18 protein-coding genes are annotated in these 22292 nt (G+C 64.5%); 10 read left to right on the forward strand and 8 right to left on the reverse strand.

Annotated elements, in window-relative coordinates:
- The first annotated feature begins 1 nt into the window (after position 1).
- Genes ACN0RC_RS08805 through ACN0RC_RS08815 form a run of 3 tightly spaced genes read left to right on the forward strand, consistent with a single transcriptional unit; the run spans position 2 to position 2189 of the window.
- Positions 2–619, forward strand: coding sequence for a DUF4166 domain-containing protein (locus tag ACN0RC_RS08805; protein WP_417510843.1), 618 nt, complete (start codon positions 2–4; stop codon positions 617–619).
- The gene (locus ACN0RC_RS08810) at positions 616–1578 is read left to right on the forward strand and encodes an epimerase (protein ID WP_417510845.1); all 963 of its coding nucleotides are present in this window, start codon (positions 616–618) and stop codon (positions 1576–1578) included. Before ACN0RC_RS08805 ends, ACN0RC_RS08810 begins: the two co-directional genes overlap by 4 nt.
- 8 nt (positions 1579–1586) lie before the next feature.
- Positions 1587–2189, forward strand: a complete 603-nt coding sequence (locus ACN0RC_RS08815; protein ID WP_417510847.1) for a GNAT family N-acetyltransferase — start codon at positions 1587–1589, stop codon at positions 2187–2189.
- Between the two features lie 16 nt (positions 2190–2205).
- Here ACN0RC_RS08815 and ACN0RC_RS08820 read toward each other — a convergent pair whose 3' ends face one another.
- From ACN0RC_RS08820 to ACN0RC_RS08830, 3 genes are all read right to left on the reverse strand, one after another.
- Positions 2206–2835, reverse strand: a complete 630-nt coding sequence (locus tag ACN0RC_RS08820) for a hypothetical protein (protein WP_417510849.1) — start codon at positions 2833–2835, stop codon at positions 2206–2208.
- 28 nt (positions 2836–2863) lie between these two features.
- A complete protein-coding gene (locus ACN0RC_RS08825; RefSeq protein WP_417510851.1) occupies positions 2864–8605 on the reverse strand; it encodes a metallophosphoesterase in 5742 nt (1913 codons plus the stop codon).
- An 87-nt stretch (positions 8606–8692) separates the two neighbouring features.
- Positions 8693–8905, reverse strand: coding sequence for a hypothetical protein (locus ACN0RC_RS08830; protein WP_417510853.1), 213 nt, complete (start codon positions 8903–8905; stop codon positions 8693–8695).
- A gap of 67 nt (positions 8906–8972) precedes the next feature.
- Between ACN0RC_RS08830 and pgi the strand changes: the two genes are divergently transcribed.
- The 4 genes from pgi (at position 8973) to ACN0RC_RS08850 (ending at position 14373) form a co-directional block, all read left to right on the forward strand.
- Positions 8973–10652: a glucose-6-phosphate isomerase gene (gene pgi, locus ACN0RC_RS08835; RefSeq protein WP_417510855.1), complete on the forward strand. Its 1680-nt coding sequence runs from the start codon at positions 8973–8975 to the stop codon at positions 10650–10652.
- 37 nt (positions 10653–10689) lie between these two features.
- Complete coding sequence (locus tag ACN0RC_RS08840) at positions 10690–11781, forward strand: ATP-binding protein (protein ID WP_417510857.1); 1092 nt, start codon at positions 10690–10692, stop codon at positions 11779–11781.
- Positions 11782–11873: 92 nt separating this feature from the next.
- Positions 11874–12104: a heavy-metal-associated domain-containing protein gene (locus ACN0RC_RS08845; protein ID WP_417510859.1), complete on the forward strand. Its 231-nt coding sequence runs from the start codon at positions 11874–11876 to the stop codon at positions 12102–12104.
- A 7-nt stretch (positions 12105–12111) separates the two neighbouring features.
- Complete coding sequence (locus tag ACN0RC_RS08850) at positions 12112–14373, forward strand: heavy metal translocating P-type ATPase (protein WP_417510861.1); 2262 nt, start codon at positions 12112–12114, stop codon at positions 14371–14373.
- A gap of 116 nt (positions 14374–14489) precedes the next feature.
- Here the strand turns inward: ACN0RC_RS08850 and nrdF are convergent, their stop codons facing one another.
- Genes nrdF through nrdH form a run of 4 tightly spaced genes read right to left on the reverse strand, consistent with a single transcriptional unit; the run spans position 14490 to position 18385 of the window.
- Positions 14490–15467: a class 1b ribonucleoside-diphosphate reductase subunit beta gene (gene nrdF, locus ACN0RC_RS08855; RefSeq protein WP_417510863.1), complete on the reverse strand. Its 978-nt coding sequence runs from the start codon at positions 15465–15467 to the stop codon at positions 14490–14492.
- Between the two features lie 46 nt (positions 15468–15513).
- Positions 15514–17649 (reverse strand): class 1b ribonucleoside-diphosphate reductase subunit alpha, encoded by a 2136-nt coding sequence (nrdE, locus tag ACN0RC_RS08860; protein ID WP_417511138.1) that lies wholly within the window; start codon positions 17647–17649, stop codon positions 15514–15516.
- Between the two features lie 5 nt (positions 17650–17654).
- Positions 17655–18104: a class Ib ribonucleoside-diphosphate reductase assembly flavoprotein NrdI gene (gene nrdI / locus ACN0RC_RS08865; protein WP_417510865.1), complete on the reverse strand. Its 450-nt coding sequence runs from the start codon at positions 18102–18104 to the stop codon at positions 17655–17657.
- A 47-nt stretch (positions 18105–18151) separates the two neighbouring features.
- The gene (nrdH, locus tag ACN0RC_RS08870; protein WP_417510867.1) at positions 18152–18385 is read right to left on the reverse strand and encodes a glutaredoxin-like protein NrdH; all 234 of its coding nucleotides are present in this window, start codon (positions 18383–18385) and stop codon (positions 18152–18154) included.
- A 360-nt stretch (positions 18386–18745) separates the two neighbouring features.
- Here nrdH and ACN0RC_RS08875 point away from each other — a divergent pair, with 360 nt between their 5' ends.
- The gene (locus tag ACN0RC_RS08875; protein ID WP_417510869.1) at positions 18746–19492 is read left to right on the forward strand and encodes an alpha/beta fold hydrolase; all 747 of its coding nucleotides are present in this window, start codon (positions 18746–18748) and stop codon (positions 19490–19492) included.
- Positions 19489–20649 carry an acyl-CoA dehydrogenase family protein gene (locus ACN0RC_RS08880; protein WP_417510871.1) on the forward strand — a complete coding sequence of 387 codons (1161 nt, stop codon included), beginning with the start codon at positions 19489–19491 and terminating at the stop codon, positions 20647–20649. The genes ACN0RC_RS08875 and ACN0RC_RS08880 overlap by 4 nt, the downstream gene beginning before the upstream one ends.
- A gap of 36 nt (positions 20650–20685) precedes the next feature.
- Here the strand turns inward: ACN0RC_RS08880 and ACN0RC_RS08885 are convergent, their stop codons facing one another.
- Positions 20686–20958, reverse strand: a complete 273-nt coding sequence (locus tag ACN0RC_RS08885; RefSeq protein ID WP_417510873.1) for a metal-sensitive transcriptional regulator — start codon at positions 20956–20958, stop codon at positions 20686–20688.
- A 56-nt stretch (positions 20959–21014) separates the two neighbouring features.
- Here ACN0RC_RS08885 and ACN0RC_RS08890 point away from each other — a divergent pair, with 56 nt between their 5' ends.
- On the forward strand, positions 21015–22292 hold the full coding sequence (locus ACN0RC_RS08890; RefSeq protein WP_417510875.1) for a DUF445 domain-containing protein: 1278 nt from the start codon (positions 21015–21017) through the stop codon (positions 22290–22292).

The raw sequence follows: 22292 nt of genomic DNA on the forward strand, positions 1-22292 counted from the left end.
GATGCGCCGCATAGCCCGTTCTCCCTACGAGCAGGTTCTCGGCGAGCGCCTGCACGATCTGCACCCGAAGCTGCAGCAGTACTTCTCCACGATTCCTGAGGGCCACCTCGGCGTCGGCGAGGGGATCTTCCGCAGCGTCGGCACGCCCCGTCGCTGGCTGTGGCCGCTGCTGCGGCCGCTTCATCGGCGCGGCATCGTCTACGCGGGCTGGCAGCTGCATGTGCCGTTCCGGGTCACGAACGAATTGATCGCCGGGCGCATGGTCAGCGATCGCGAGTTCTTGCTGCCCGGCCAGCCGTGGACGATGCGCGACGCGGTCGTGCACCGTGCACACGGCCGTCTCGTCGACGAGCTCGGCGATCCGGCTGTCGTTGCCGCGAGCTTCGACGTCGCCGTCGATGACGGCGCGCTGTCGATGGTCAGTCACACCGTCGGCATCCGATGGGGTCGGTTGCGTATCCGCATCCCTCGGCTGATCGCACCGACTGTCCAACTCACCGAGCGCTTCGACGACGGAAGCGAACGCCAGCAGGTCTCCGTCACGATCGACATGCCGCTGATCGGGCGCCTGTACGAGTATTCCGGTGACTTCACCTATCGCATCGTGGAGGCCGCGTGAGTACGCATGAAGGTCGGGTCGTCATCGGTGGATCCTCGGGATTCATGGGGCGCCGACTGCAGGAGAAGTATCGGGCCGAAGGGCGTGAGGTCATCACGATCTCCCGCTCCGGCGCTGATCTGTCCTGGAGCGATCAAAGCGGCATCGACCAGGCGATCGATGGCGCAGCTCTCGTCATCGGTCTTGCCGGCAAGAGCGTCAACTGCCGCTACACGCCCGAGAACCGGGACGAGATCTTCCGCTCTCGGCTGCAGACCACGGCAGCGCTGAGCCACGCCATCGAGGCAGCGGCTGCCCCGCCCTCGCTCTGGGTGAACTCATCGACGGCGACGATCTACCGGCACGCTGAGGATCGACCGATGACGGAATCCTCGGGTGAGATCGGCACGGGCTTCTCCGTCGAGGTCGCAAAGGGGTGGGAGAAGGCGCTGTTCGCCGATGACCTGCCGCACACGCGCAGAGTCGCCCTTCGCAGCACGATCGTTCTCGGCCACGGCGGTGTGCTCGGTCCGCTGAAGAACCTCGCGCGAATCGGTCTCGGCGGCGCGCAGCACGACGGCTGGTGGCCGGTGAGCCGCGCACGAAAAGCCGCAGGAACCGCGCATGTCCCCGGTGCGAAGCGCGGCACGCAGCGATTCAGTTGGGTGCACATCGACGACGTCACCCGCATCATCGACTTCCTCGAGCAGCACCCCGAACTCGACGGTGCCGTCAATGCCGCAGCCCCGAACCCGGTGGACAACACGACGTTCATGGCGACCGTGCGTCGCGTGCTCGGCGTGCGCTTCGGCCCGCCGATGCCGCGATGGATGCTGGAGCTCGGCGCCATCGGCATCCGCACCGAGACCGAGCTGATCTTGAAGAGCCGGTGGGTCCTACCCGAGAAGCTGACGGCTGCGGGATTCGAATTCGAGTATCCGACGCTCGAGGGTGCAGTCCGGGAATCATTCGCTGATTGAATGGTCGGGTGCCCTTTCTCGTGCCCCCGGCTCCCCTGACTCTCACCGGCGACCTGGTCGAATTGCGCCCTCTCGCACGTGAGCACCGTGACGGGCTCATCGAAGCGGTGACCGAGGGCGACCTCTGGAGAACGGCCTGGTACACCTCTGTTCCCGAGCCGGACGGCGTCGCCGCGGAGATCGACCGCCGGCTCGCGCTGTGCGAGAAGGGCGAGATGGTGCCGTTCACGGCGTTCGACGCCTCAGGACGAGTAATCGGGATGACCTCGTACTACGACCTCGAGGCGTCGGTCCCGCGGCTGCACATCGGGTACACCTGGAACCGCCCGTCGGCCCACGGCAGCGGCACGAACGCCGAATCGAAACTGCTGCTGATGACGCAGGCGTTCGAGACTCTCGGCGTGTACCGGGTCGGGCTCACCACGCAGTGGGTGAACCACCAGTCACGCACGGCGATCGAGCGGCTCGGAGCGAAGCAGGACGGCGTCATCCGCGCGATCTCCCGCTATCGCAACGGAGCCCTGCGCGACAGCGTGGAGTACTCGATCATCGAGCCGGAGTGGCCGGCTGTGAAGGCGAACCTCGAAATGCGCCTCGCGAAGAGGCGCTGAGGTCACCTCGTCGGCGTCACGCGTGCGTGCGACGCCGACGGACCAATGCCGTACCAGCGGCGATCAGACCACCGGCCGCGAGCAGACCTGCCGGAAGAACCCATTCGGCAAGACCCGTCGTGGCCAGATCGCCGTCTGCAGCGGGGTCGTTCTTGCCGTCCTCGTTCGAGCCCGTACCCGAACCGTTGTCACCCGTGCCGCCGCCGTCGCTGCCGCCGTCACCGTCACCACCGTCACCGTCGCCGTCACCGTCATCGCCGCCATTGCTGCCATCGTCAGGGACGCTGCCGTCCAGCATCGCGACATAGCGTTCGCCGCCGTCGACTGTGCTGGCGAGCCAGTAGTCCAGCCCTTCCGGGAGCACCGCACGGAAGGAGGCGACACCCGAAGCGTCGGTGGGCACCTCGGCGACATAGGCGATGTTCGCCTCGGTCGGGGCATCCGGATCTGCGTCTGCGTCCAGCACGAGCACTGTCGCGGTCCGCTCCGCTGCCCCGGTTCCGAAATCGATCCGCACATCGGCAACACCGTCCGCCGTCGTGGCATCGTGCTCAGCGGCACTCGCCATCAGGGGTACGCCTACCGCCACCGTAATGCCGAGCACGATCGCACCGCACGTGTGCGACACCGTCTTGTTCATCTTCATGTTTCTGCTCTCTTCGCTTCTGCGACGGTTATCGGGCGTTGGCCAGCACGGGGCGAGATGCGGAGGCATCCCACGCCCAGACACTGGTGAAGTCCCACCCGATTGCTTCGTACGTGCTCTGCTGGTGTGCGGCATCCGCAGAGATCGTCTCTCCGTTGCGCGTCTCGCGCCCCTGATCGGTGACCGTCTGCCCGGTGATGACGATCGAATCGACCGCAAGGTTGTCTGCGAACGTCGCGTGCTCGCTGCCGAGTTCGCGCGCCGCGATCCGCCCCGCGTGCGAGGACGCGGTGATCGCGCTGTTCAGCGCAACGGATTGCACCACCGTCGTCGTCGCGTAGGAGTACCCCACGACACCGCCCGCGTTCTGATTCGCAACGACTTCGACGGCTCCCGCCGCGTACACGCGCTGCGTGAGACTGCCGCGTCCGGCGATCCCTGCCACACCGCCAGCCTGACGGCCCGCGTTCGCAGTGACGTCAGCATCCGAAGCGGAATCGCTGATCGTGCCGTAGAGATAGCCCACGATGCCGCCGACGGTGGCGGCGCCGCTGATCGACCCGCTGGTGCGGACCTCTGCGACGGTGGCGCCTGCTGCCAGGCGGTCCACGAGCAGTCCAACCTCGGATGCGGTCGACACGACCTCAGCGTCCACCAGCGCGAGCTTGCGCACTGTGCCGGTCACCTCTGCGAACAGTCCGCCCGTCTCCGAGCGATAGCCGGTGATCGTGTGTCCGTCACCGTCGAATGTCCCAGAGAACACTGGCGTGATGCGTGCGTCGGAACCTGTGAGATCGACGTCGGCGATCAGTCGGTAGCTTTCCGCGGGGTACGCTCCGATCTCGGCGAAGTCCGCCGCATCGTCGATGAGGAACACACCATTTTCGTCGGTGTCGAGGTTCGGCCCGACTTCCGGTGTCTCTTGATCGTCCTCATCGAGTCCGCGCGACTCCCCGACACCGCTGAGAAGCGGGCGGCCGTTGACGCTGCTCCACTGCCAGATGTTCGCATCGAAGCCGAGCGTGTCGAGATAGAACCCGAAGCTTGCCAGCTGTTCCGCTGTCGCGGTTCCGCCGTGCAGGTTCGTCGTGGACGGAGCGGCCGTGTCGTTCGGAGTCTCAGCCGTCGTGTCTTCAGATGCCCAGTTGTTCTCGAGCGTTGCGGTATTGCCCGCCAGCACTCGTCCGAGGAACCGGTGCGCCCACGAGGGAGCTGTGATGGTCTGCGCCAGCGAGATGCTGTTGCGGATCACCGTGCCGGTGTAGGCATAGCCGAAGACGCCACCCGTGTTGCGGGAATCGGCAGCGACGGCTCCCGTGGCGTAGACCCGCTCGCTGAGCGATCCGGCAAGTGCCACACCGACAGCACCACCCACCTCGGTGCTCGATCCGTGAACCGAAGCCGTCGTGTAGGCATCGCGAAGCTCACCACTGGAGTCGCCGAGGATGCCGCCGACGCGGTTCCGCCCGCTGATCTCGCCTGTCGTGTACACCCGCTCGATAACACCCGTGCTGACGTTCGCGAGAATTCCCGCGCGTGCCACGGTGCTGATGACCTTCGCGCCTTCGATGCCGAGATCGTGGATGTGGCCGCCGTTGAGGTTGAACAGTCCGCCGGTTTCGGACTGCAGCCCCGAGATGACGTGCCCTGCGCCATCGAGCTCACCGGAGAACGGCACCAGGGAGGCAAGGGATGCGAACGCGGCATCGCCGAGTGCGATATCCGACGTGAGCACGAAGCGCTCGGTCGGGAACTCGTCGATCAGTCGCAGTTCCTCGGCTGTGGCGATCTCGAAGTACCCCTCTTCGTTGGTCGGCAGTTCGGGGGTCGGCTTGCTGTACTGCTCGGGATTGGAGCGCAGCACGGGCCGTTCGGCATCCGCGTTCCATGCCCAGACGCCGTCGAGGTCCCATCCGAGCGTCGTGGCGAAGTGGTCCACCGTCCTTGCGGTGGCAGCCGGCACCCGTGCTCCCTTGAGGTTGTCAGCAGCCGGCGCATCAGCCAACGACTCCGCTGAGACGAAAGTCTCATCCGAGGCGTAGTTGTTCTCGAGCGTCGCCTGCTGGCTGGAAAGCACTCGCCCGAGGACCGCATGCGCGTAGCTCGGTGCAGTGACAGCAATGTTGAGCGACATCGCGTTGCGGATCACGGTCTCGTTGTAGCCGTAGCCGACGATGCCGCCGGTGTTGCGGGTGTCGGCAGCCACGGCACCCGAGGAGTAGACGTTCTCGGTGACCGAGCCACCCAGCGCCACTCCGATGAGGCCACCGGACTCAGTGCCTGCGACCTGGACGCGCGCAGTCGAATAGCTGTCCTTGATCGTTCCTGCAGAATCGCCGACCAGACCACCAGCGCGAGCGGGAGCAGAGATCGAGCCACTTGTCCAACTGCGTTCGATCGTGCCGTTGTTGACGTCAGCGAGGATGCCAGCGGTGCCGATCACCGCCGTGATGTCTGCATCCACGACGGCGAGGTCGTGAATGGTTCCCTCGTTCGTCTGGAACAGTCCGGAGCCGCTGGACGGCTCGGCCGCGAAACCGCTGACCGTGTGCCCGCGCCCGTCGAAGACACCCGCGAACGGCGTCGCCCCTGCGCCGATCTGGGTGCGCTCCGCACCGTCGAGTGCGACGTCGTTCATCAGTGCGTAGTGAGCGTCGGGTGCCTGCACGATCTTCTCGATGTCAGCCCAGGTGCGCAGTTCGTACGGACTTTCGGCCGTCCCCTCTCCTGGCATTCCCTCGCGGACCAGGGTCGCGGGTGCCAGCGGCTGGCCGCTGGACAGGCCATCCCAGGCGAACAGACGGATCGTGCTGTCGGATCGCACTGGCAACGGCGAATCGAAGGTGACGAGCTGTTCGATCCCGCGGTGGTCGAGCTCTGCCGTTGCGGTTCGAACGTCGAGGAGCTGCTCGCCGCTGAGGTCGTAAGCGGCAGCTACGAGCGTCGTGTCGTTCGGTGCACCGTCGGTGCTGAGCACGCCGATCCGGCTGAGTTCCCCGTCGACGACGTCGTGAGAGGTGACGCGGAACATGCTCTCGGGCTTGTTCACCGCGAACTCGTCGACCACTTCACCGTCGATTGTGTAGACGCGCGCCTGAAGCTCGCCCTCTGCGACTTCGAGCACAAGACCGGTCTGTGTGTCGACGTCGAAGACCTTGTCATCCCACCACTGGACCTGGTTGTCGTAGAACTTCGGTCCGCTCGAGCCCATCGTGATGAAGGTGGTGCCGAGGTCTCGCTGCGAGTGATCCGTGACGAGTGCGCCATCGAGGATCGTGCCGCGCTTGTAGACGTGATCGTGACCGCCGATGTACAGACCGATCCCGAGCTGGTCCAGGGTCTGGGTGATCTTGGCGCGAGAGATCGACATTCCCGCATCGCTGCTGTGCCGTCCCCCGTAGTACGGGAAGTGGCCCATCACAACGTGCCACTCGGCGTCGCTGGAGCGCACGTCCTCTTCGAGCCAGGCCAGCTGGGTATCAAGGTCATAGTTCGAGTTGAGCACCGAGAAGTGGATGCTGCCGCGATCGAAGGAGTAGTTGCTCTCGCCGACCGCGCTGCCGTTCTTGGGCAGATCGTACATCGACGTGAAGATGCGGTTGCGCTCAGGGGACAGCGCCATGCCCACCTCGCGGTCGCCGTAGGTCTCGTGGTTTCCGACCATGGTCGCGAACTGCAGGTCGAGGTCGTGCAGTGAGTGGTCGAAGGTTCCCTGCCACAGGCTGGCGTTGCCAGCGTTGTCGACGAGGTCGCCGACCTGGATGACGGTCTCCCCGCCCGTGCGCTGCTCACGCAGCTGATCGAGCATCTGTGCAGGCAGTTCGAAGTCCGACTTCTCGCCGCTTGAGACCTGAACATCGCCGAGCACGTAGATCGGTGCATCCTCGGCGCCACCGGCGACGAACTCACCGCGCACATCCGTCCACGGACCGCCCTCTCCGACGCCGAAGCGGTACTCGTACCTGGTTCCCTGCTGCAGCTCGGTCAGATCGAACTCATGACTGCGCAGCGCATGGGCGGTGATGCTGTCGAGATAGGTCTCGGCCTCAGTGGCGACGGAATCCAGCTCGAAAACGCGGTCGTTCGACGAGGCGATGGTCTTCGCTCCCAGATCGAAGAAGGAGCCCACCGGCGTGATCTTCGCCCAGGCCTTCTCGATGCCGACGTCGGTGGCGACGCTCAGGCCGGCATCTCCCGGCTCTGCGCCGACCGTGGCGACTGTGCCGAGGTGGCGGAAGACTTCCTCAGGGTCAAGATCGGTGTCGCGCACCTGGATGCGGTGCACCTTCGCCGATGTGCTGCCGTCGGCGTCGGTCGCCTTGATCACGATGAAGTGGTCGTCGTAGCCCTCGACGGCGAACTCGCCATCGGTGACCGGCAGCAGGTGCTCTGAGTTGTAGACCTCCACCGTCGTGGTCGGTTCCTTGCCGCTGTCGTCGACTGCCGAGAAGCGGGGAATCTTCACGCGCTCCCCCGCCGCAACGAGCTCTGGCGCGTTCGTGTCGATGGTGATCTCTGGCGCGTAATTCGCGCCGCGCACTGTGTCGCCGATCCAGATCGGCGCGGAGACGAGCTGAGCGCCATCTGCCTGCGTCGCCTTCACGAAGTAGTAGTCGCCGTCGGCGACATCGAGGGTGGCGGCGACGTCCTGCACGTTGCCGGACAGCGCACCGAAGTCGTGCGCGACCCTGCCGGCATTGCTGATGATCTGGATGCTGGTGAACGAGTCGGCAGCATCCGGATCTGCCGCCTGCACGACGACGTCCAATTCGTCGGTGTCGTCCGACAGGACGGCACCCATCATCTGGTCGTTTCCACTGAAGGCCAGGATCGCGTTCTCATCGAGGGTCGAATACATGCTGCGCTCGCGCATGGCGCGGTGCACAGCATCAAGGGACTTCTCGTCGGCCCAGACTCCGGTCAGCGCCGGGTTGCCTGCCACCCAGTTGGCGCCGTGCTCGTCGCCGTTGAATACCGGAGCGAGGTGCCAACCGCTGTCGAGAGCCAACTGCCACTGTCCGTCATAGGACGCTCCCTTGTGCTCGAAGAGCGACATGCGCTCGTCCGCCTCACGGGTGAGGTGGGTGAAGCCGTCGAAGTTGCCCTTGCCGTTCGGTGAGGGGTGATTGAACTGCCCGATCACCTCGGGGTCGAGCGCGAGGCGTGCGTAGAACGTCGGAAGGTCATACATGAAGTCGCCGACGGGGAAGGCTCCACCGAGCCCGTCTCCTGACCCGCGCACATAGCCCGGAGCAGTGACGAACCACTCCGCGTTGAAGAGGTTGATGTGACCTGTCGCGTCGTACCAAGTGACTTCTTCGCCCGGGACGGCAACGAGTTTGCCGTCACCGGATTCATTGTGCCGCTCGGCACCGCTCTTGAGGTACTTCCACTCGTCGGAGTGCGCGTGCTCGTGGTCGTCGATCCAGTCATCCGCAGAGCGGACGTCCATCGTGACGTCGTGCTCGCTGGCCGAGAAGAAGTCCACATCCGTGTTCTCTGCCACGAAGGTGTATGCGTCCTCGGGCAGCTCGACACCATCGCTGATCGAGGTGTGCGAGTGGAACTCGCCGGTGTAGTGCGTTTTGTTCAGGAAAGTCGGATGCGCGTCTGTGCCATCGATCACAGGAGCGGCCGCCTGTGCCCCCGCGGCGGGCAGCAGCGCGGCGATGACGCCGAGAGCGACGGCACCGGCTGCGCCGGACTGCAGTCTCCTCAGGAAGCGAGGGGTTGGAACAGACGAAGAACGAGAAGAAGTAGGAGCACGCACTCGCTCGAAGTTAGACGCGCGGGTGAAACTGATGCCGTCCGCAATGCGAACGGGAGGTGAACCTCTCGGTCCGGCCGGGTCGCTGGATCAGCGAGCGGCGGGTCCGCCATCCCAGTTGTTCGAGCGACGCGTGGCGCCGGAGCGGCCCTCGCGCATCATCCACGCCAGCGACAGGCAGACCAGTGCAAGGCCGGCGCAGAAGGTGAGCGCCTGGAAGTCGAGCGGCATTCCGTGTGCGATGCCCATCACCCAGATTCCGCCAACGAACATAACCAAAAAGACGATGAAGCTGATGATCACGGCGGCCTCCTGTTGTGAATGCTCATTCCAGGATACCCACTCTCACAGCGCGCGATAACGTGTAGGCATGACCGCACCGATTGACCCCACTCGCACAGCCGCATGGGCAGAGCTCACCGAACTGCACGAAACGATCGTCCCTGATCTGCGCGGCTGGTTCGATGCGGATCCGGACCGCGCACGCCGGTACTCGCTGCCGCTGGCGGATCTGCACGTGGACCTGTCGAAGAACCTCGTGACCGACGAGGTTCTGGCAGCGCTTGTGCGGCTGGCAGAGCAGACGGGTGTGGCCGAGCGCTACAGCGCCATGCTCGAGGGGGCGCACCTCAACACGAGTGAAGACCGCGCGGTACTGCACACGGCACTGCGTCGCCCCGCGAGCGCATCGCCCGCGCTCGAGGTCGACGGCCAGGACGTGGATGCGGACGTGCACGACGTCTTGGACCGGCTCAGCGCGTTCGCCGACCGGGTCCGTTCCGGCGAGTGGATCGGCGTGACGGGCAAGAAGGTCACGCACGTCGTGAACATCGGCATCGGCGGATCAGACCTGGGTCCCGTCATGGTCTACGAGGCGCTCAAGCCCTATGCGGATGCCGGCATCCAGGCGCGCTTCGTCTCGAACATCGACCCGACCGACATGGCGCAGAAGACCGCGGACCTTGACCCCGAGACGACGCTGTTCATCGTCGCATCCAAAACGTTCACGACACTTGAGACGCTCACCAACGCGCGTCTCGCTCGCGATTGGCTGTGGTCGGGCCTGACCGAGTCCGGTGCGATCGCTGGCGACGATGCGTCGCGCACCGACGCCGTCGCGCATCACTTCGTCGCTGTCTCGACCGCTCTCGACAAGGTCGCCGAGTTCGGGATCGACACCGACAATGCCTTCGGCTTCTGGGACTGGGTCGGCGGCCGCTACTCAGTCGACTCGGCAATCGGTCTGTCGCTCGCGATCACGCTCGGCCCCGACGCGTTCCGCGATCTGCTCGCAGGCTTCCACTCGGTGGACGAGCACGTGCGCACCACTCCCCTCGACCGCAACGTGCCGGTTCTGATGGGCCTGCTGAACGTCTGGTACAACAACTTCTTCGGCGCGCAGTCGCACGCTGTTCTCCCCTACGCACAGCAGCTGAGCCGCTTCCCCGCGTACCTGCAGCAGTTGACGATGGAATCCAACGGCAAGTCCGTGCGCTGGGATGGCTCACCAGTCACCACCGACACCGGCGAAGTCTTCTGGGGCGAGCCGGGCACCAACGGACAGCACGCGTTCTACCAGCTCATCCACCAGGGCACCCGTCTCATCCCCGCTGACTTCATCGCGTTCGTCAACCCGGCGTACGCGCTGCGCGACGGCGACAAGGATGTGCACGCGCTGTTCCTGGCGAACTTCCTCGCCCAGACCAAGGCGCTGGCGTTCGGGAAGCCTGCGGCCGAGGTTGAAGCAGAGGGAACGACGGGTGCTCTCGTCGCCGCTCGCACGTTCGCCGGCAACCGCCCCACGACCTCGATCTTCGCGCCGGCACTCACCCCGCAGGTGCTCGGTCAGCTGATCGCGCTGTACGAGCACATCACGTTCACGCAGGGCACGATCTGGGGTATCAACTCCTTCGACCAGTGGGGCGTCGAGCTCGGCAAGCAGCTGGCGATGCAGATCGCTCCCGCCATCGACGGCGACGCGTCGGCGATCGACGCGCAGGATGCTTCGACCAAGGCGCTGCTCGCCTACTACGCCGCGAACCGCAAGTAACCCACCGCGCCCGTGCCTCGACGGATACTCTCGAGGCATGGGTGACGTGATTCCGATCGGCACGGCCTGGCACACTGCCGAACCGGCTCATATCCGTGCGCGCGGCCTGAACCGGCATACGTTCTGGTGCGGCCAGAGTGGTTCGGGCAAAACATACGCACTGGGTGTGCTGCTCGAGCAGGTCCTGCTCCACACGCGGCTGCCGGTGATCGTGCTCGACCCGAACTCGGACTTCGTGCGACTCGGTGAGCTGCGTGACGGGGCGAGCGGGGCGGATGCCGCAGAGCTGAGCACTCGGGATATCCGCGTGCTGCATTCGCGGCCGGGTCTCGGGGAGGATCTCAAAGTCCGCCTGCTCGACATGGATGAGCGCTCACGCGCGGCTCTTCTGCAGCTGGATCCGATCCTCGATGCCGAGGAGTTCAACGCCTCTCTGGGCCTGGTCGCGCAGACACGTGCTTCGGGCCTGCCCGCAGACGGCACGCTGCTCGAGTGGCTGCGCGCGTCCGATAACGACGTCCATCACAGGTTCGCAATGCGCCTTGAGGATCTCGGCATCGCCGACTGGACGATGTGGGCACGTGACAGCAAGCCGGTCACCGAGATCATCGACGAGCAGCCGGACGCCACCGTTGTCGACCTCGGCAAGTTCGATACGTCGGTGGAGCCGAAGATCGCAGCTCTCGCGATCCTCGATCACCTCTGGGAGCGACGACACGAGCGGATCCCGCGACTGATCGTGATCGATGAGGCCCACAACCTGTGCCCGCCGAATCCGACGACCGCCGTCGAGCGATTGCTCGCCGACCGAATCGCTCAGATCGCTGCCGAGGGACGCAAGTACGGCCTGTGGTTGCTGCTTTCGACGCAACGCCCCTCGAAGGTGCATCCGAATGTCATTTCCCAGTGCGACAACCTCGCGCTCATGCGAATGAACTCGCCTGAAGACCTCGCCGAGATCGCCCGCATCTTCGGCTTCGCACCCGCTGATCTTCTCTCCAGAGCCTCGCAGTTCACGCAGGGACAGTCCCTGTTCGCCGGAGGATTCATCGAGGAGCCGACCATCGTCCAGATGGGCGCACGTCTCACCGCCGAGGGCGGATCCGACGTCGCCGTCCCATTGCGCTGACGACAGGAGTCGAATACCCCAGAGGGGTACTTGACGGGAGTACCCCCGGGGGGTATTCTTGCTCGTATCCGCACAACGAACCAGGAGCCCTCATGAGCACTCACGACATCACTCTGAAGATCGATGGCATGACCTGCGGCCACTGCGTCTCCTCGGTCACCGAAGAGCTCTCCGCGGTTGCTGGTGTAGACAGCGTCACCATCGACCTCTCCGCTGGCGGCACCTCCACCGCAACCGTCTCCGCTGATGCCGCCACTTCGAACTCCGCTCTCGAAGCGGCAGTGGCCGAGGCCGGCTACGCGCTGGTCTCCATCGACAGCTGAGGCCGCCATGAGCAACGTGTCCGCACACCCTGCCGATCAGCGCACGGTCGAACTGGCGATCCAGGGCATGACGTGCGCCTCGTGCGTCAGCCGGGTCGAGCGCAAGCTCGGCAAGATCGACGGTGTCGAAGCCGTGGTCAACCTGCCGCTCGAGTCAGCGCGAGTGAGTGTTCCCACCGGCGTCAGTGATGAGCAGCTGGTCGCGACCGTGCAGGCAGCCGGTTACCAGGCGAACGTGAAGGTCGACAAGTTCGCCCCGGCGCATGATGACCACGGTCACGGCCACGTGCACACCGACCACACCACCGCGCACGGTGGCAGTGGTCTGAAGATCCGGCTGATCGTCGCCGCGATCTTCACCGTCCCGCTCTTCATCATCTCGATGATTCCGGGAGCGCAGTTCCCGCACTGGGGCTGGGTCGCCCTCGTCTTGGCCACCCCCGTCACGTTCTGGGCGGCGTGGCCCTTCCACCGCGCGGCAGCCATCAACGCCCGCCACTTCGCATCCACGATGGACACTCTTGTCTCCATCGGCATCCTCGCCGCCTATTTCTTCTCCCTGTGGCAGCTGATCAAGGACCCGAACCTCACCGCACACCTCGGTATGTCGATGAGCGACCACGCGCTCTACTTCGAGACGGCCGGTGTCGTCGCCACCTTCCTGCTGCTCGGCCGATATCTCGAGGCTCGTGCGACGTCGCGTGCGGGTGACGCTCTTGCAACACTGCTCGAGATGGGTGCGAAAGAAGCAGTCGTGCTCCGAGATGGCGTCGAGGTGAAGATCGCGGCATCCGATCTCATGCCCGGTGATGAGTTCGTCACCAGACCCGGCGAGAAGATCGCCACCGACGGTTTCGTCGTCTCCGGACACTCGGCCATCGATACCGCTCTGATCACCGGCGAGTCTGTCCCTGTCGAAGTCGGGCCGGATGACACGGTCATCGGCGCGACGATCAACACGTCCGGACGACTTGTGGTGCGCGCGACCCGGGTCGGCAAAGACACCACGCTCGCGCAGATGGGCCGACTGGTCTCCGAGGCGCAGACCGGAAAGGCGCCCATTGCTCGGCTCGCTGATCGAATCTCCGCGGTCTTCGTCCCGATCGTGCTGGTCATCGCGGTGGTCACCTTCGCGCTGTGGATGCTGCTTTCCAACGACGTAGAGGCCGCTTTCACTGCCTCCGTGGCTGTGCTCGTGATCGCCTGCCCGTGCGCGCTCGGCCTTGCCACGCCCATCGGGCTGCTGGTGGGCAGTGGGCGGGGTGCGCAGCTGGGCATCCTGATTCGCGGACCGCAGGTGCTCGAAGACACCCGCAAGATCGACACGGTGCTGCTCGACAAGACCGGAACCATCACCGAGGGAAATCTCGCTGTCACATCAGTTCAGACTGCGGCGGGCATGACCGAGTCTGAGCTTCTCGCGCTGGCAGCAGCGGCGGAGTCGGGCTCCGAGCACCCGATCGCTCGAGCCATCGTCGACGCCGCACGCGCTGCCGCGCCGGTCACGGAGCCGTCGAGCTTCATCTCGGCGGCCGGTGGCGGCGTTCGCGCCACCGTCGACGCTCACACCGTCGTCGTCGGCCGGATCAGCTGGATGAACGAGAACGACATCGACCTGACCGATGAGCACCTCGCAGATCTCGCAGAGGCACAGCGCGGGGGCGCGACGTCGATCCTGGTCGCCGTCGACGGCAGCTTCGCCGGTCTCATCAACCTGAGCGACACGATCAAGTCGTCCTCGCCCGCAGCGATCGCCTCACTCAAGCAACTCGGGCTGCGCCCGATCCTGCTGACGGGCGATAACGCCGCGGTTGCTCAGCAGGTCGCGGCATCCGTCGGCATTGCATCCGGTGACGTCTTCGCCGACGTGCTGCCCGATGGCAAGGCGCAGATCGTTCGCGATCTGCAGGCGCGCGGCCAGGTCGTCGCGATGGTCGGCGACGGCGTGAACGATGCTCCCGCTCTCGCCCAGGCAGATCTCGGCATCGCGATGGGCTCGGGAACCGACGTCGCGATCGAGGCCGCCGACATCACCATCATGGGCAACGATCTGAATCAGGTCGCGCTGTCGATCGAGCTCTCGCGCAAGACGCTGGGCACGATCAAGACGAACCTGTTCTGGGCGTTCCTCTACAACACCATCGGCATCCCGATCGCCGCCTTCGGGCTGCTCAACCCGATGATCGCGGGAGCGGCGATGGCGGTCAGCTCCGTGCTGGTCGTGGCGAACTCGCTGCGCCTGCGCCGCTTCGGCGCACACCGACGCTGACGGCGAACCGCGCGGTGTTGCCAAGACGGCTCGATAGCTGATGGCGAGTTCGTCATAGCGGGTGGCGGGGTCTCGCCATTGCTCGGGGGAGAGCGAACAGCCTCAGACGAGAAGTCTCAGAAGTCCCAATCGTCGTCTTCGGTGGCTTCTGCCTTGCCGATGACGTACGACGAGCCCGAGCCGCTGAAGAAGTCGTGGTTCTCGTCGGCGTTCGGCGAGAGCGCCGAAAGGATCGCCGGGTTCACGTTCGTCACGGTCGAGGGGAACATCGCTTCGTAGCCGAGGTTCATGAGCGCCTTGTTGGCGTTGTAGTGCAAGAACTTCTTGACGTCCTCGGTCAGACCGACGCCGTCGTAGAGGTCCTGCGTGTACTGCACCTCGTTGTCGTAGAGCTCGAACAGCAGGTTGAAGGTGTAGTCCTTCAGCTCCTGGCGGCGCTCTTCGGTCTCGTTCTCGAGACCCTTCTGGTACTTGTAGCCGATGTAGTACCCGTGCACGGCCTCGTCACGAATGATGAGGCGGATCAGGTCTGCAGTGTTCGTCAGCTTCGCCTTGGACGACCAGTAGATCGGCAGGTAGAAGCCCGAGTAGAACAGGAACGACTCCAGCAGGGTCGATGCGACCTTGCGCTTGAGCGGGTCGTCGCCCTGGTAGTAATTCATGATGATCTGAGCCTTCTTCTGAAGGTTCACGTTCTCCGTCGACCACCGGAACGCCTCATCGATCTCTTTCGTCGACGCGAGCGTCGAGAAGATCGAGGAGTAGCTCTTGGCGTGCACCGACTCCATGAAGGCGATGTTGGTGTACACCGCCTCTTCGTGAGGGGTGATCGCGTCGGGAATCAGCGATACCGCACCGACCGTGCCCTGGATCGTGTCGAGCAGGGTGAGGCCTGTGAACACCCGCATGGTGAGCAGCTGCTCTTCAGCCGTCAGGGTGTTCCACGACTGCACGTCGTTCGACAGCGGCACCTTCTCGGGCAGCCAGAAGTTGTTCACCAGGCGGTTCCAGACCTCAAGGTCCTTGTCGTCTTGGATGCGGTTCCAGTTGATCGCCTGAACGTGGTCGACCAGCTTGAGCGATTCGGGGGTCATGTCTCTTTGTTCCTTGGGTTCCTTGGTCACTGAGCTTGTCGAAGTGTCAGAGCATGCAGCTGACGCACTCGGACATGTCAGTGCCCTCGAGCGCCATCTGGCGAAGACGGATGTAATAGATCGTCTTGATGCCCTTGCGCCATGCGTAGATCTGCGCCTTGTTGATGTCACGAGTCGTGGCGGTGTCCTTGAAGAACAGCGTCAGCGACAGGCCCTGGTCGACGTGCTGCGTGGCAGCGGCGTAGGTGTCGATGACCTTCTCGTAGCCGATCTCGTACGCGTCCTGGTAGTACTCGAGGTTGTCGTTCGTCATGAACGGCGCCGGGTAGTAGACGCGTCCGAGCTTGCCTTCCTTGCGGATCTCGACCTTCGACGCGATCGGGTGGATCGAAGACGTCGAGTTGTTGATGTACGAGATCGATCCGGTCGGCGGCACAGCCTGCAGGTTCTGGTTGTAGATGCCGTGCTTCTGGATGCTGTCCTTCAGCTCGGCCCAGTCAGCCTGAGTCGGGATGCTGTGGCCGGCGAAGAGCTCGGCGACCTTCTCGGTCGCCGGCACCCAGGCCTGGTCGATGTACTTGTCGAAGAACTCCCCCGACGCGTACGTCGAGTCCTCGAACCCATCGAATGCCACGCCGCGCTCGATCGCGAGCTTGTTCGATGCCTGCAGCGCGTGGAACAGCACCGTGTAGAAGTAGATGTTCGTGAAGTCGATGCCCTCTTCTGACCCGTAGTGCACGTGCTCGCGCGCCAGGTAGCCGTGCAGGTTCATCTGGCCGAGGCCGATCGCGTGCGAACGGTCGTTGCCGTCCTCGATCGAACGCACAGAGGAGATGTGGCTCTGGTTGCTCACCGCGGTGAGGCCGCGGATCGCGGTCTCGACGGTCGCGCCGAGGTTTCCGCCGTCCATCGCCAGCGCGATGTTCATCGAGCCGAGGTTGCAGGAGATGTCCTTGCCGATCTCGTTGTACGAGAGGTCCTCGTTGTACGTGGTCGGCGTGTTCACCTGCAGGATCTCGCTGCAGAGGTTCGACATGTTGATGCGGCCCTTGATCGGGTTGGCCTTGTTCACCGTGTCTTCGAACATGATGTACGGGTAGCCCGACTCGAACTGGATCTCAGCGAGAGTCTGGAAGAACTCTCGTGCATTGATCTTCGTCTTCTTGATGCGCGGGTCGTTGACCATCTCGCGGTACTTCTCGCTCACCGAGATGTCGCCGAAGGGCACGCCGTAGACCTTCTCGACGTCGTACGGCGAGAACAGGTACATGTCTTCGCCGTTCTTGGCGAGCTCGAACGTGATGTCGGGAACGACGACGCCGAGCGAGAGGGTCTTGATGCGGATCTTCTCGTCGGCGTTCTCACGCTTGGTGTCGAGGAAGCGCATGATGTCGGGGTGGTGCGCGTTGAGGTAAACGGCACCTGCACCCTGACGAGCACCCAGCTGGTTGGCGTAGCTGAAGCTGTCTTCGAGAAGCTTCATCACGGGGATGATTCCGCTGGACTGGTTCTCGATCTGCTTGATCGGGGCACCCGACTCGCGGATGTTCGAGAGCAGCAGCGCCACACCGCCACCGCGCTTGGAGAGCTGCAGCGACGAGTTGATGCCGCGCGAGATCGACTCCATGTTGTCTTCGATACGCAGCAGGAAGCAGCTGACGAGTTCGCCGCGCTGCGCCTTGCCTGAGTTGAGGAACGTCGGAGTCGCCGGCTGGAAGCGGCCAGAGATGATCTCTTCGACGAGGTCGATGGCAACATGCTCATCACCATCGGCAAGACCGAGAGCGGTCATCACCACGCGCTCTTCGAAGCGCTCCAGGTAGCGCTTTCCGTCGAACGTCTTCAGCGTGTAGCTGGTGTAGTACTTGAACGCACCGAGGAAGGTCTCGAAGCGGAACTTCTTCGAGTACGCCAGGTCGGTGAGCTTCTGGATGAACTCGAAGGAGTACTTCTCAAGAAGCTCGCCCTCGTAGTACTCCTTCTCGACGAGGTAGTCGAGGCGCTCCTTGAGCGAGTGGAAGAACACCGTGTTCTGGTTGACGTGCTGCAGGAAGAACTCCCGCGCTGCACGCTTATCGGCGTCGAACTGGATCTTGCCATTCGCGTCGTAGAGGTTCAGCATCGCGTTGAGCGCGTGATAGTCAAGGCCCTCGTAGGCGGGATTGACTTTGAACTCCACCATCTCGGTCACGGTCTGCTCGTCAACTGCAGTGTCCACCATCGATCCAATCCGTCGCTCACGCGATCAACATCTTCTTGCGTGCCGAAAACTTCAAGCCGGTACAAGTGCGGCACATGACACTTGCGGCTGATGATGTCGCCGGCGAGGCAGAAAGCCTCGCCGAAGTTGGAATTGCCTGCGGAGATGACTCCGCGGATGTTGCTCCGGTTGCGCTCGTCGTTGAGGAACCGGATCACCTGCTTGGGGACGGCGCCTTTTTCTTCGCCTCGCCCTTGTCCTCCGCCGTAGGTGGGGGTGACAAGGACGAACGGCTGGTCAACGACGAGCGGATCCTCTGATCTATACAGCGGGATGCGTGTGGCCGGAAGACCGACCTTCTCGATGAACCTGGCCGTATTGCCCGAGGTGCTGGAAAAAAAGACCAGGAGCGGCGCGGCCGTTGCGATGGTACGCATGATTCACCCCGCTCCCTGACTTCGACAGGCTCAGTGACCGCTTGTCGTCAGACCAGACGGGCTGCGAGCTCGTCGATCTTGTCGGGACGGAAGCCCGACCAGTGGCCGTCGTCGGTGACGACGACAGGTGCCTGCATGTATCCCAGAGCCTTGACCTGCTCGAGCGCCGAAGCGTCTTCAGAGAGGTCGTGGATCTCGTACTCGAGGCCCTTCGCATCAAGCGCTCGATAGGTCGCGTTGCACTGTACGCACGAAGGCTTGGTGTAGACCGTGATCGACATTGCTATCCCCCTCAGGACTAGGTTTCTCCCGGTAGACCTCACCGGGATCTCAATACTACATATAGGGACGGACATTGATGTTGACCACAAGGGCTAGTAGTTACATCCGTGTAGTTTTCCACCGTTCTCCACTGGTTACAACACAGGTTGTCCACCATTTCATCCACAGCAGAGCGACTAATTTCGCCCCTCACGAAGCGCATGATCTCGCGGTTCTCGGAAGCCCCTCAGAAATCCATCCACAGGTCGGACGTTACGGCGGGGTTCGGACATTTCGTTTCCTGTGGAAAGCGCCCTTCGGCGTGTCGCGGGCGTGTCGCGGACGGCCCCTGCGCCTCGTAGTCTGAAGAGGTGACCGTCGTGACTCTCCCTCGCCTCTCATGGGGGGATCCTGCCTCCCCGAAGACTGCTCTGCTCGTGCATGGCCTCGGCTCTTCAGGCGCCCTCATGTGGGTGCTCGGTGATGCGCTGGCGAATGCGGGGTGGCGAGCTATCGCCATCGATCTCCGCGGGCACGGCGACGCCCCACGTGCGCTCGATTACACCGTCGGCGCCTATGCCGCAGATCTTGCCCTGACCTCCCCCGACCGGGGCGGTCCCTGGGACGCGGTGATCGGACACTCTCTCGGCGGAGCGGCCAGCACGGTAGCCGCGGCATCCGATCCTGAGTGGACGAAGCGACTCATCCTCATCGACCCGGCCATCGTCGTCGATGGACGCGATTCGCAGATCGTGCGCCGTAGCCAGGAGCGTGCGTTCAGCGACAACCGGCTCGAGGTCGTGCAGGACGAGCATCCGCACTGGCATCCTCAGGACCACGAGCTCAAGGTCGATGCGGTCACGCGCGGCAGCCGTTGGGCTGTGGAGCAGACCAGCGTGCAGAACGACCCGTGGGACGTGCGGGCGGATGCTGCGCGACTGAGCATCCCCACCCACGTCATCGGCGCTGACGCCGAGATCTACAGCCTGTTCACCGGAGATCTCGCCGAGGAGGTGCTCGCGGCGAACGACAAGATCTCGATGTCCATCGTCACCGGCGCAGGTCACTCACCGCACCGAGATCTGCCCGAAGCGACCATCCGCCACCTTCTGGAGGCCCTGTCATGAGTTTTGATCCCGCCGCCTACCTGCCCGACGATCTGCTCGAGCGCATCCGCGAACGCGCCCCGATCCACGACCGGGAGAACACCTTCCCCGAGCAGGACCTCACCGAGTTGAGGGACGCAGGCTACCTCAGCATCCTGGTCCCCGCGGAGCGCGGCGGCGCCGGCCTCGGCCTCGAACAGGCCGCGATCCTGCAGCAACGCCTGGCCGGAGCATCCCCCGCTACCGCCCTTGCGATCAACATGCATCTCGTCTGGACCGGCGTCGCGAAGGTCTTCAGCGACCGTGCCGTGCCCGGTCTCGAATTCGTGCAGGACGGTGCGGTCGCGGGAGAAGTCTTCGCGTTCGGAATCAGCGAGGGCGGCAACGATCTAGTGCTGTTCCACAGCACCACGGATGCCGCGCCCCAGGCCGACGGCTCATACGCGTTCACCGGCACCAAGATCTTCACCTCGCTCGCACCGGTGTGGACCAAACTCGGCCTGCACGGGCTGGACACCACGAGCGAAGACGCACCGAAGCTCGTCTTCGCGTTCATCGAGCGCACGGATGCGGTCACGACCAGCGACGACTGGGACACCCTGGGAATGCGCGGCACGCAGAGCCGCACGACGAGGCTCGACGAAGCGGTGGCCGCGGCAGAGCACGTCGTGCGTCGCATCGACCCCGGTCCATCGCCGGACCCGATCATCTTCGGCATCTTCAGCGTGTTCGAGCTGCTGCTCGCCTCGGTCTACACCGGCATCGCCCACCGCGCGATCGAGCTCGCGGTCCAGACGGTGCAGAAGCGCACGTCGAAGAAGACCGGGCTCGCCTACGCCCAGGATCCCGACATCCGCTGGCGCATCGCGGATATGAGCCTCGCCTATGATGCCCTGCCACCGCAGATCACCGCCCTCGCACGTGATGTCGACGAGCGGGCCGACCATGGAGCTCGCTGGTTCACGCTGCTCTCGGGCACGAAGCACCGCGCGGTCGTGATGGCCAAGCACGTCGTTGACCAGGCGATCCTCACCGCCGGCGGTGGGTCCTACTTCTCATCGAACGAGCTCTCCCGGCTCTACCGCGACGTGCTGGCGGGAATGTTCCACCCCTCCGACCCGGAGTCCGCGCATTCCACCGCGGCGAGCGCACTGCTCGGCCCGCTGGACGCTCCCTGAGCCCTTCGACAAGCTCAGGGACCACGAGCTGAAGGGCTACTTCCGCTCGAAGTCGAAGGCCTTCAGCAGTTCGTCGACGGCCTGCTCCCGCTCGTCTCCGCCCTGCTCGAACATGTGCGTGACGTGGGTGCGCAGGTGGTTCTCCAGAAGCAGGCGGTTCAGTGATTCCAGAGACTTCTGAATGGCGCGGGACTGCGTGATGATGTCCATGCAGTACTCCTCGCCCTCGATCATTCGGGCAACCCCGCGCAACTGACCCTCGAGGATGCTCGTGCGATGCAGCGCGCGCTTCTTGATGTCTTCGATCACGTTCTGAGAGTACCCTTCGACGGGCTCAGAGACTGAGTGCGTGCGAGGATGACCGTATGCCGCGCACCCCGATGGCCCTGCTCTCGCCCGCTGACCAGGAGCGTCTGCGCGCGTTGCGTGTGATGAAGGCGATCGCGCTCGGCGCGCTCATCTTCATGGCGATCGCCTTCGTCCTCGCGTTCTGGATGCAGGGGCGCTACCCCTGGCTCGCGTACGTTCGCGCCGCTGCCGAAGGCGGCATGGTCGGCGCCCTCGCCGACTGGTTCGCGGTGACGGCGCTGTTCCGGCGCCCGCTGGGACTGCCGATCCCACACACGGCGATCATCCCGAACCGCAAGGACGAGATCGGCCGCACGCTCGGCGAGTTCGTCGAGACGAACTTCCTCGCCTCCGACGTGGTGCGCACGAAACTGGCGTCGACGGCGATTGCGCAGCGGGCCGGCGAGTGGCTGCGTGAGAAGCCGCATGCGGAGCGGGTCGCCGCCGAGGGCTCTGCCATCGCGACCGGTGTGCTGAACGCCCTCAGCGACGATGATGTGCGCGACCTCATCGCAGACCTTGCCCGTGAGCATCTCGTGCAGCCCGAGTGGGGCACACCAGCCGGCGCATGGCTGGAGAAGATCGTCGAGTCCGGAGCCCACCGCGGTGCCGTCGATCTGGCAGCGGATAGCATCTCGACGTGGCTGGTCGCGAACGCCGATGCATTCTCCGGCCTCGTCTCGCGGCGGCTGCCCGGGTGGGTTCCCAAGCTCGCCCACCGCTTCGTCGATGACACGGTCTACCACGAGGCGATCAAGTTCGTCGATGCCGTGCGCGCCGATCCGCAGCATCCGGCCCGCCTCGCGATCGACGGATACCTCGGCCGCCTCGCCGACAACCTGCAGAACGACCCGGTCACCAGGCGCAAGCTCGAGAACGCGAAAGAGACGCTCTTCGACAGCCCTCGTGTCGGCGCCCTGGCCGCCGAAGCGTGGAACACGGCGAAGAACGGGCTGATCCGTGCGCTTGCCGACCCCGAGAGCAGCCTGCGGGTGCGCGCGGTGCAGGCCATCGAAGAAGTCGGCGAACGACTCACGACGGATGCTGCCCTGCAGCGCCGCGTGGATTCATGGGTGTCTGACGCGGCCGTCTTCCTCGTGGACCGCTACCGGCACGACATCGCGTCGATCATCACCGACACGGTCGAGCGGTGGGACCCCGCAGAGACCACCGAGAAGATCGAGCTCATGGTCGGTCGCGACCTGCAGTACATCCGGCTGAACGGCACCGTCGTCGGTGCTCTCGCGGGGCTGGCGATCTTCACGATCGCTCACGCGGTGATCCCCGGCGTCTGA

The organism is Microbacterium sp. (assembly GCF_048259935.1).
GTDB lineage: Bacteria > Actinomycetota > Actinomycetes > Actinomycetales > Microbacteriaceae > Microbacterium.

Coding starts and splice junctions, on each gene's coding strand:
- ACN0RC_RS08805 (WP_417510843.1), top strand. CDS start 2: ATGCGCCGCATAGCCCGTTCTCCCTACGAGCAGGTTCTCGGCGAGCGC.
- ACN0RC_RS08820 (WP_417510849.1), bottom strand. CDS start 2,835: ATGAAGATGAACAAGACGGTGTCGCACACGTGCGGTGCGATCGTGCTC.
- pgi (WP_417510855.1), top strand. CDS start 8,973: ATGACCGCACCGATTGACCCCACTCGCACAGCCGCATGGGCAGAGCTC.
- ACN0RC_RS08840 (WP_417510857.1), top strand. CDS start 10,690: ATGGGTGACGTGATTCCGATCGGCACGGCCTGGCACACTGCCGAACCG.
- ACN0RC_RS08845 (WP_417510859.1), top strand. CDS start 11,874: ATGAGCACTCACGACATCACTCTGAAGATCGATGGCATGACCTGCGGC.
- ACN0RC_RS08850 (WP_417510861.1), top strand. CDS start 12,112: ATGAGCAACGTGTCCGCACACCCTGCCGATCAGCGCACGGTCGAACTG.
- nrdF (WP_417510863.1), bottom strand. CDS start 15,467: ATGACCCCCGAATCGCTCAAGCTGGTCGACCACGTTCAGGCGATCAAC.
- nrdE (WP_417511138.1), bottom strand. CDS start 17,649: ATGGTGGAGTTCAAAGTCAATCCCGCCTACGAGGGCCTTGACTATCAC.
- nrdI (WP_417510865.1), bottom strand. CDS start 18,104: ATGCGTACCATCGCAACGGCCGCGCCGCTCCTGGTCTTTTTTTCCAGC.
- nrdH (WP_417510867.1), bottom strand. CDS start 18,385: ATGTCGATCACGGTCTACACCAAGCCTTCGTGCGTACAGTGCAACGCG.
- ACN0RC_RS08880 (WP_417510871.1), top strand. CDS start 19,489: ATGAGTTTTGATCCCGCCGCCTACCTGCCCGACGATCTGCTCGAGCGC.
- ACN0RC_RS08890 (WP_417510875.1), top strand. CDS start 21,015: ATGCCGCGCACCCCGATGGCCCTGCTCTCGCCCGCTGACCAGGAGCGT.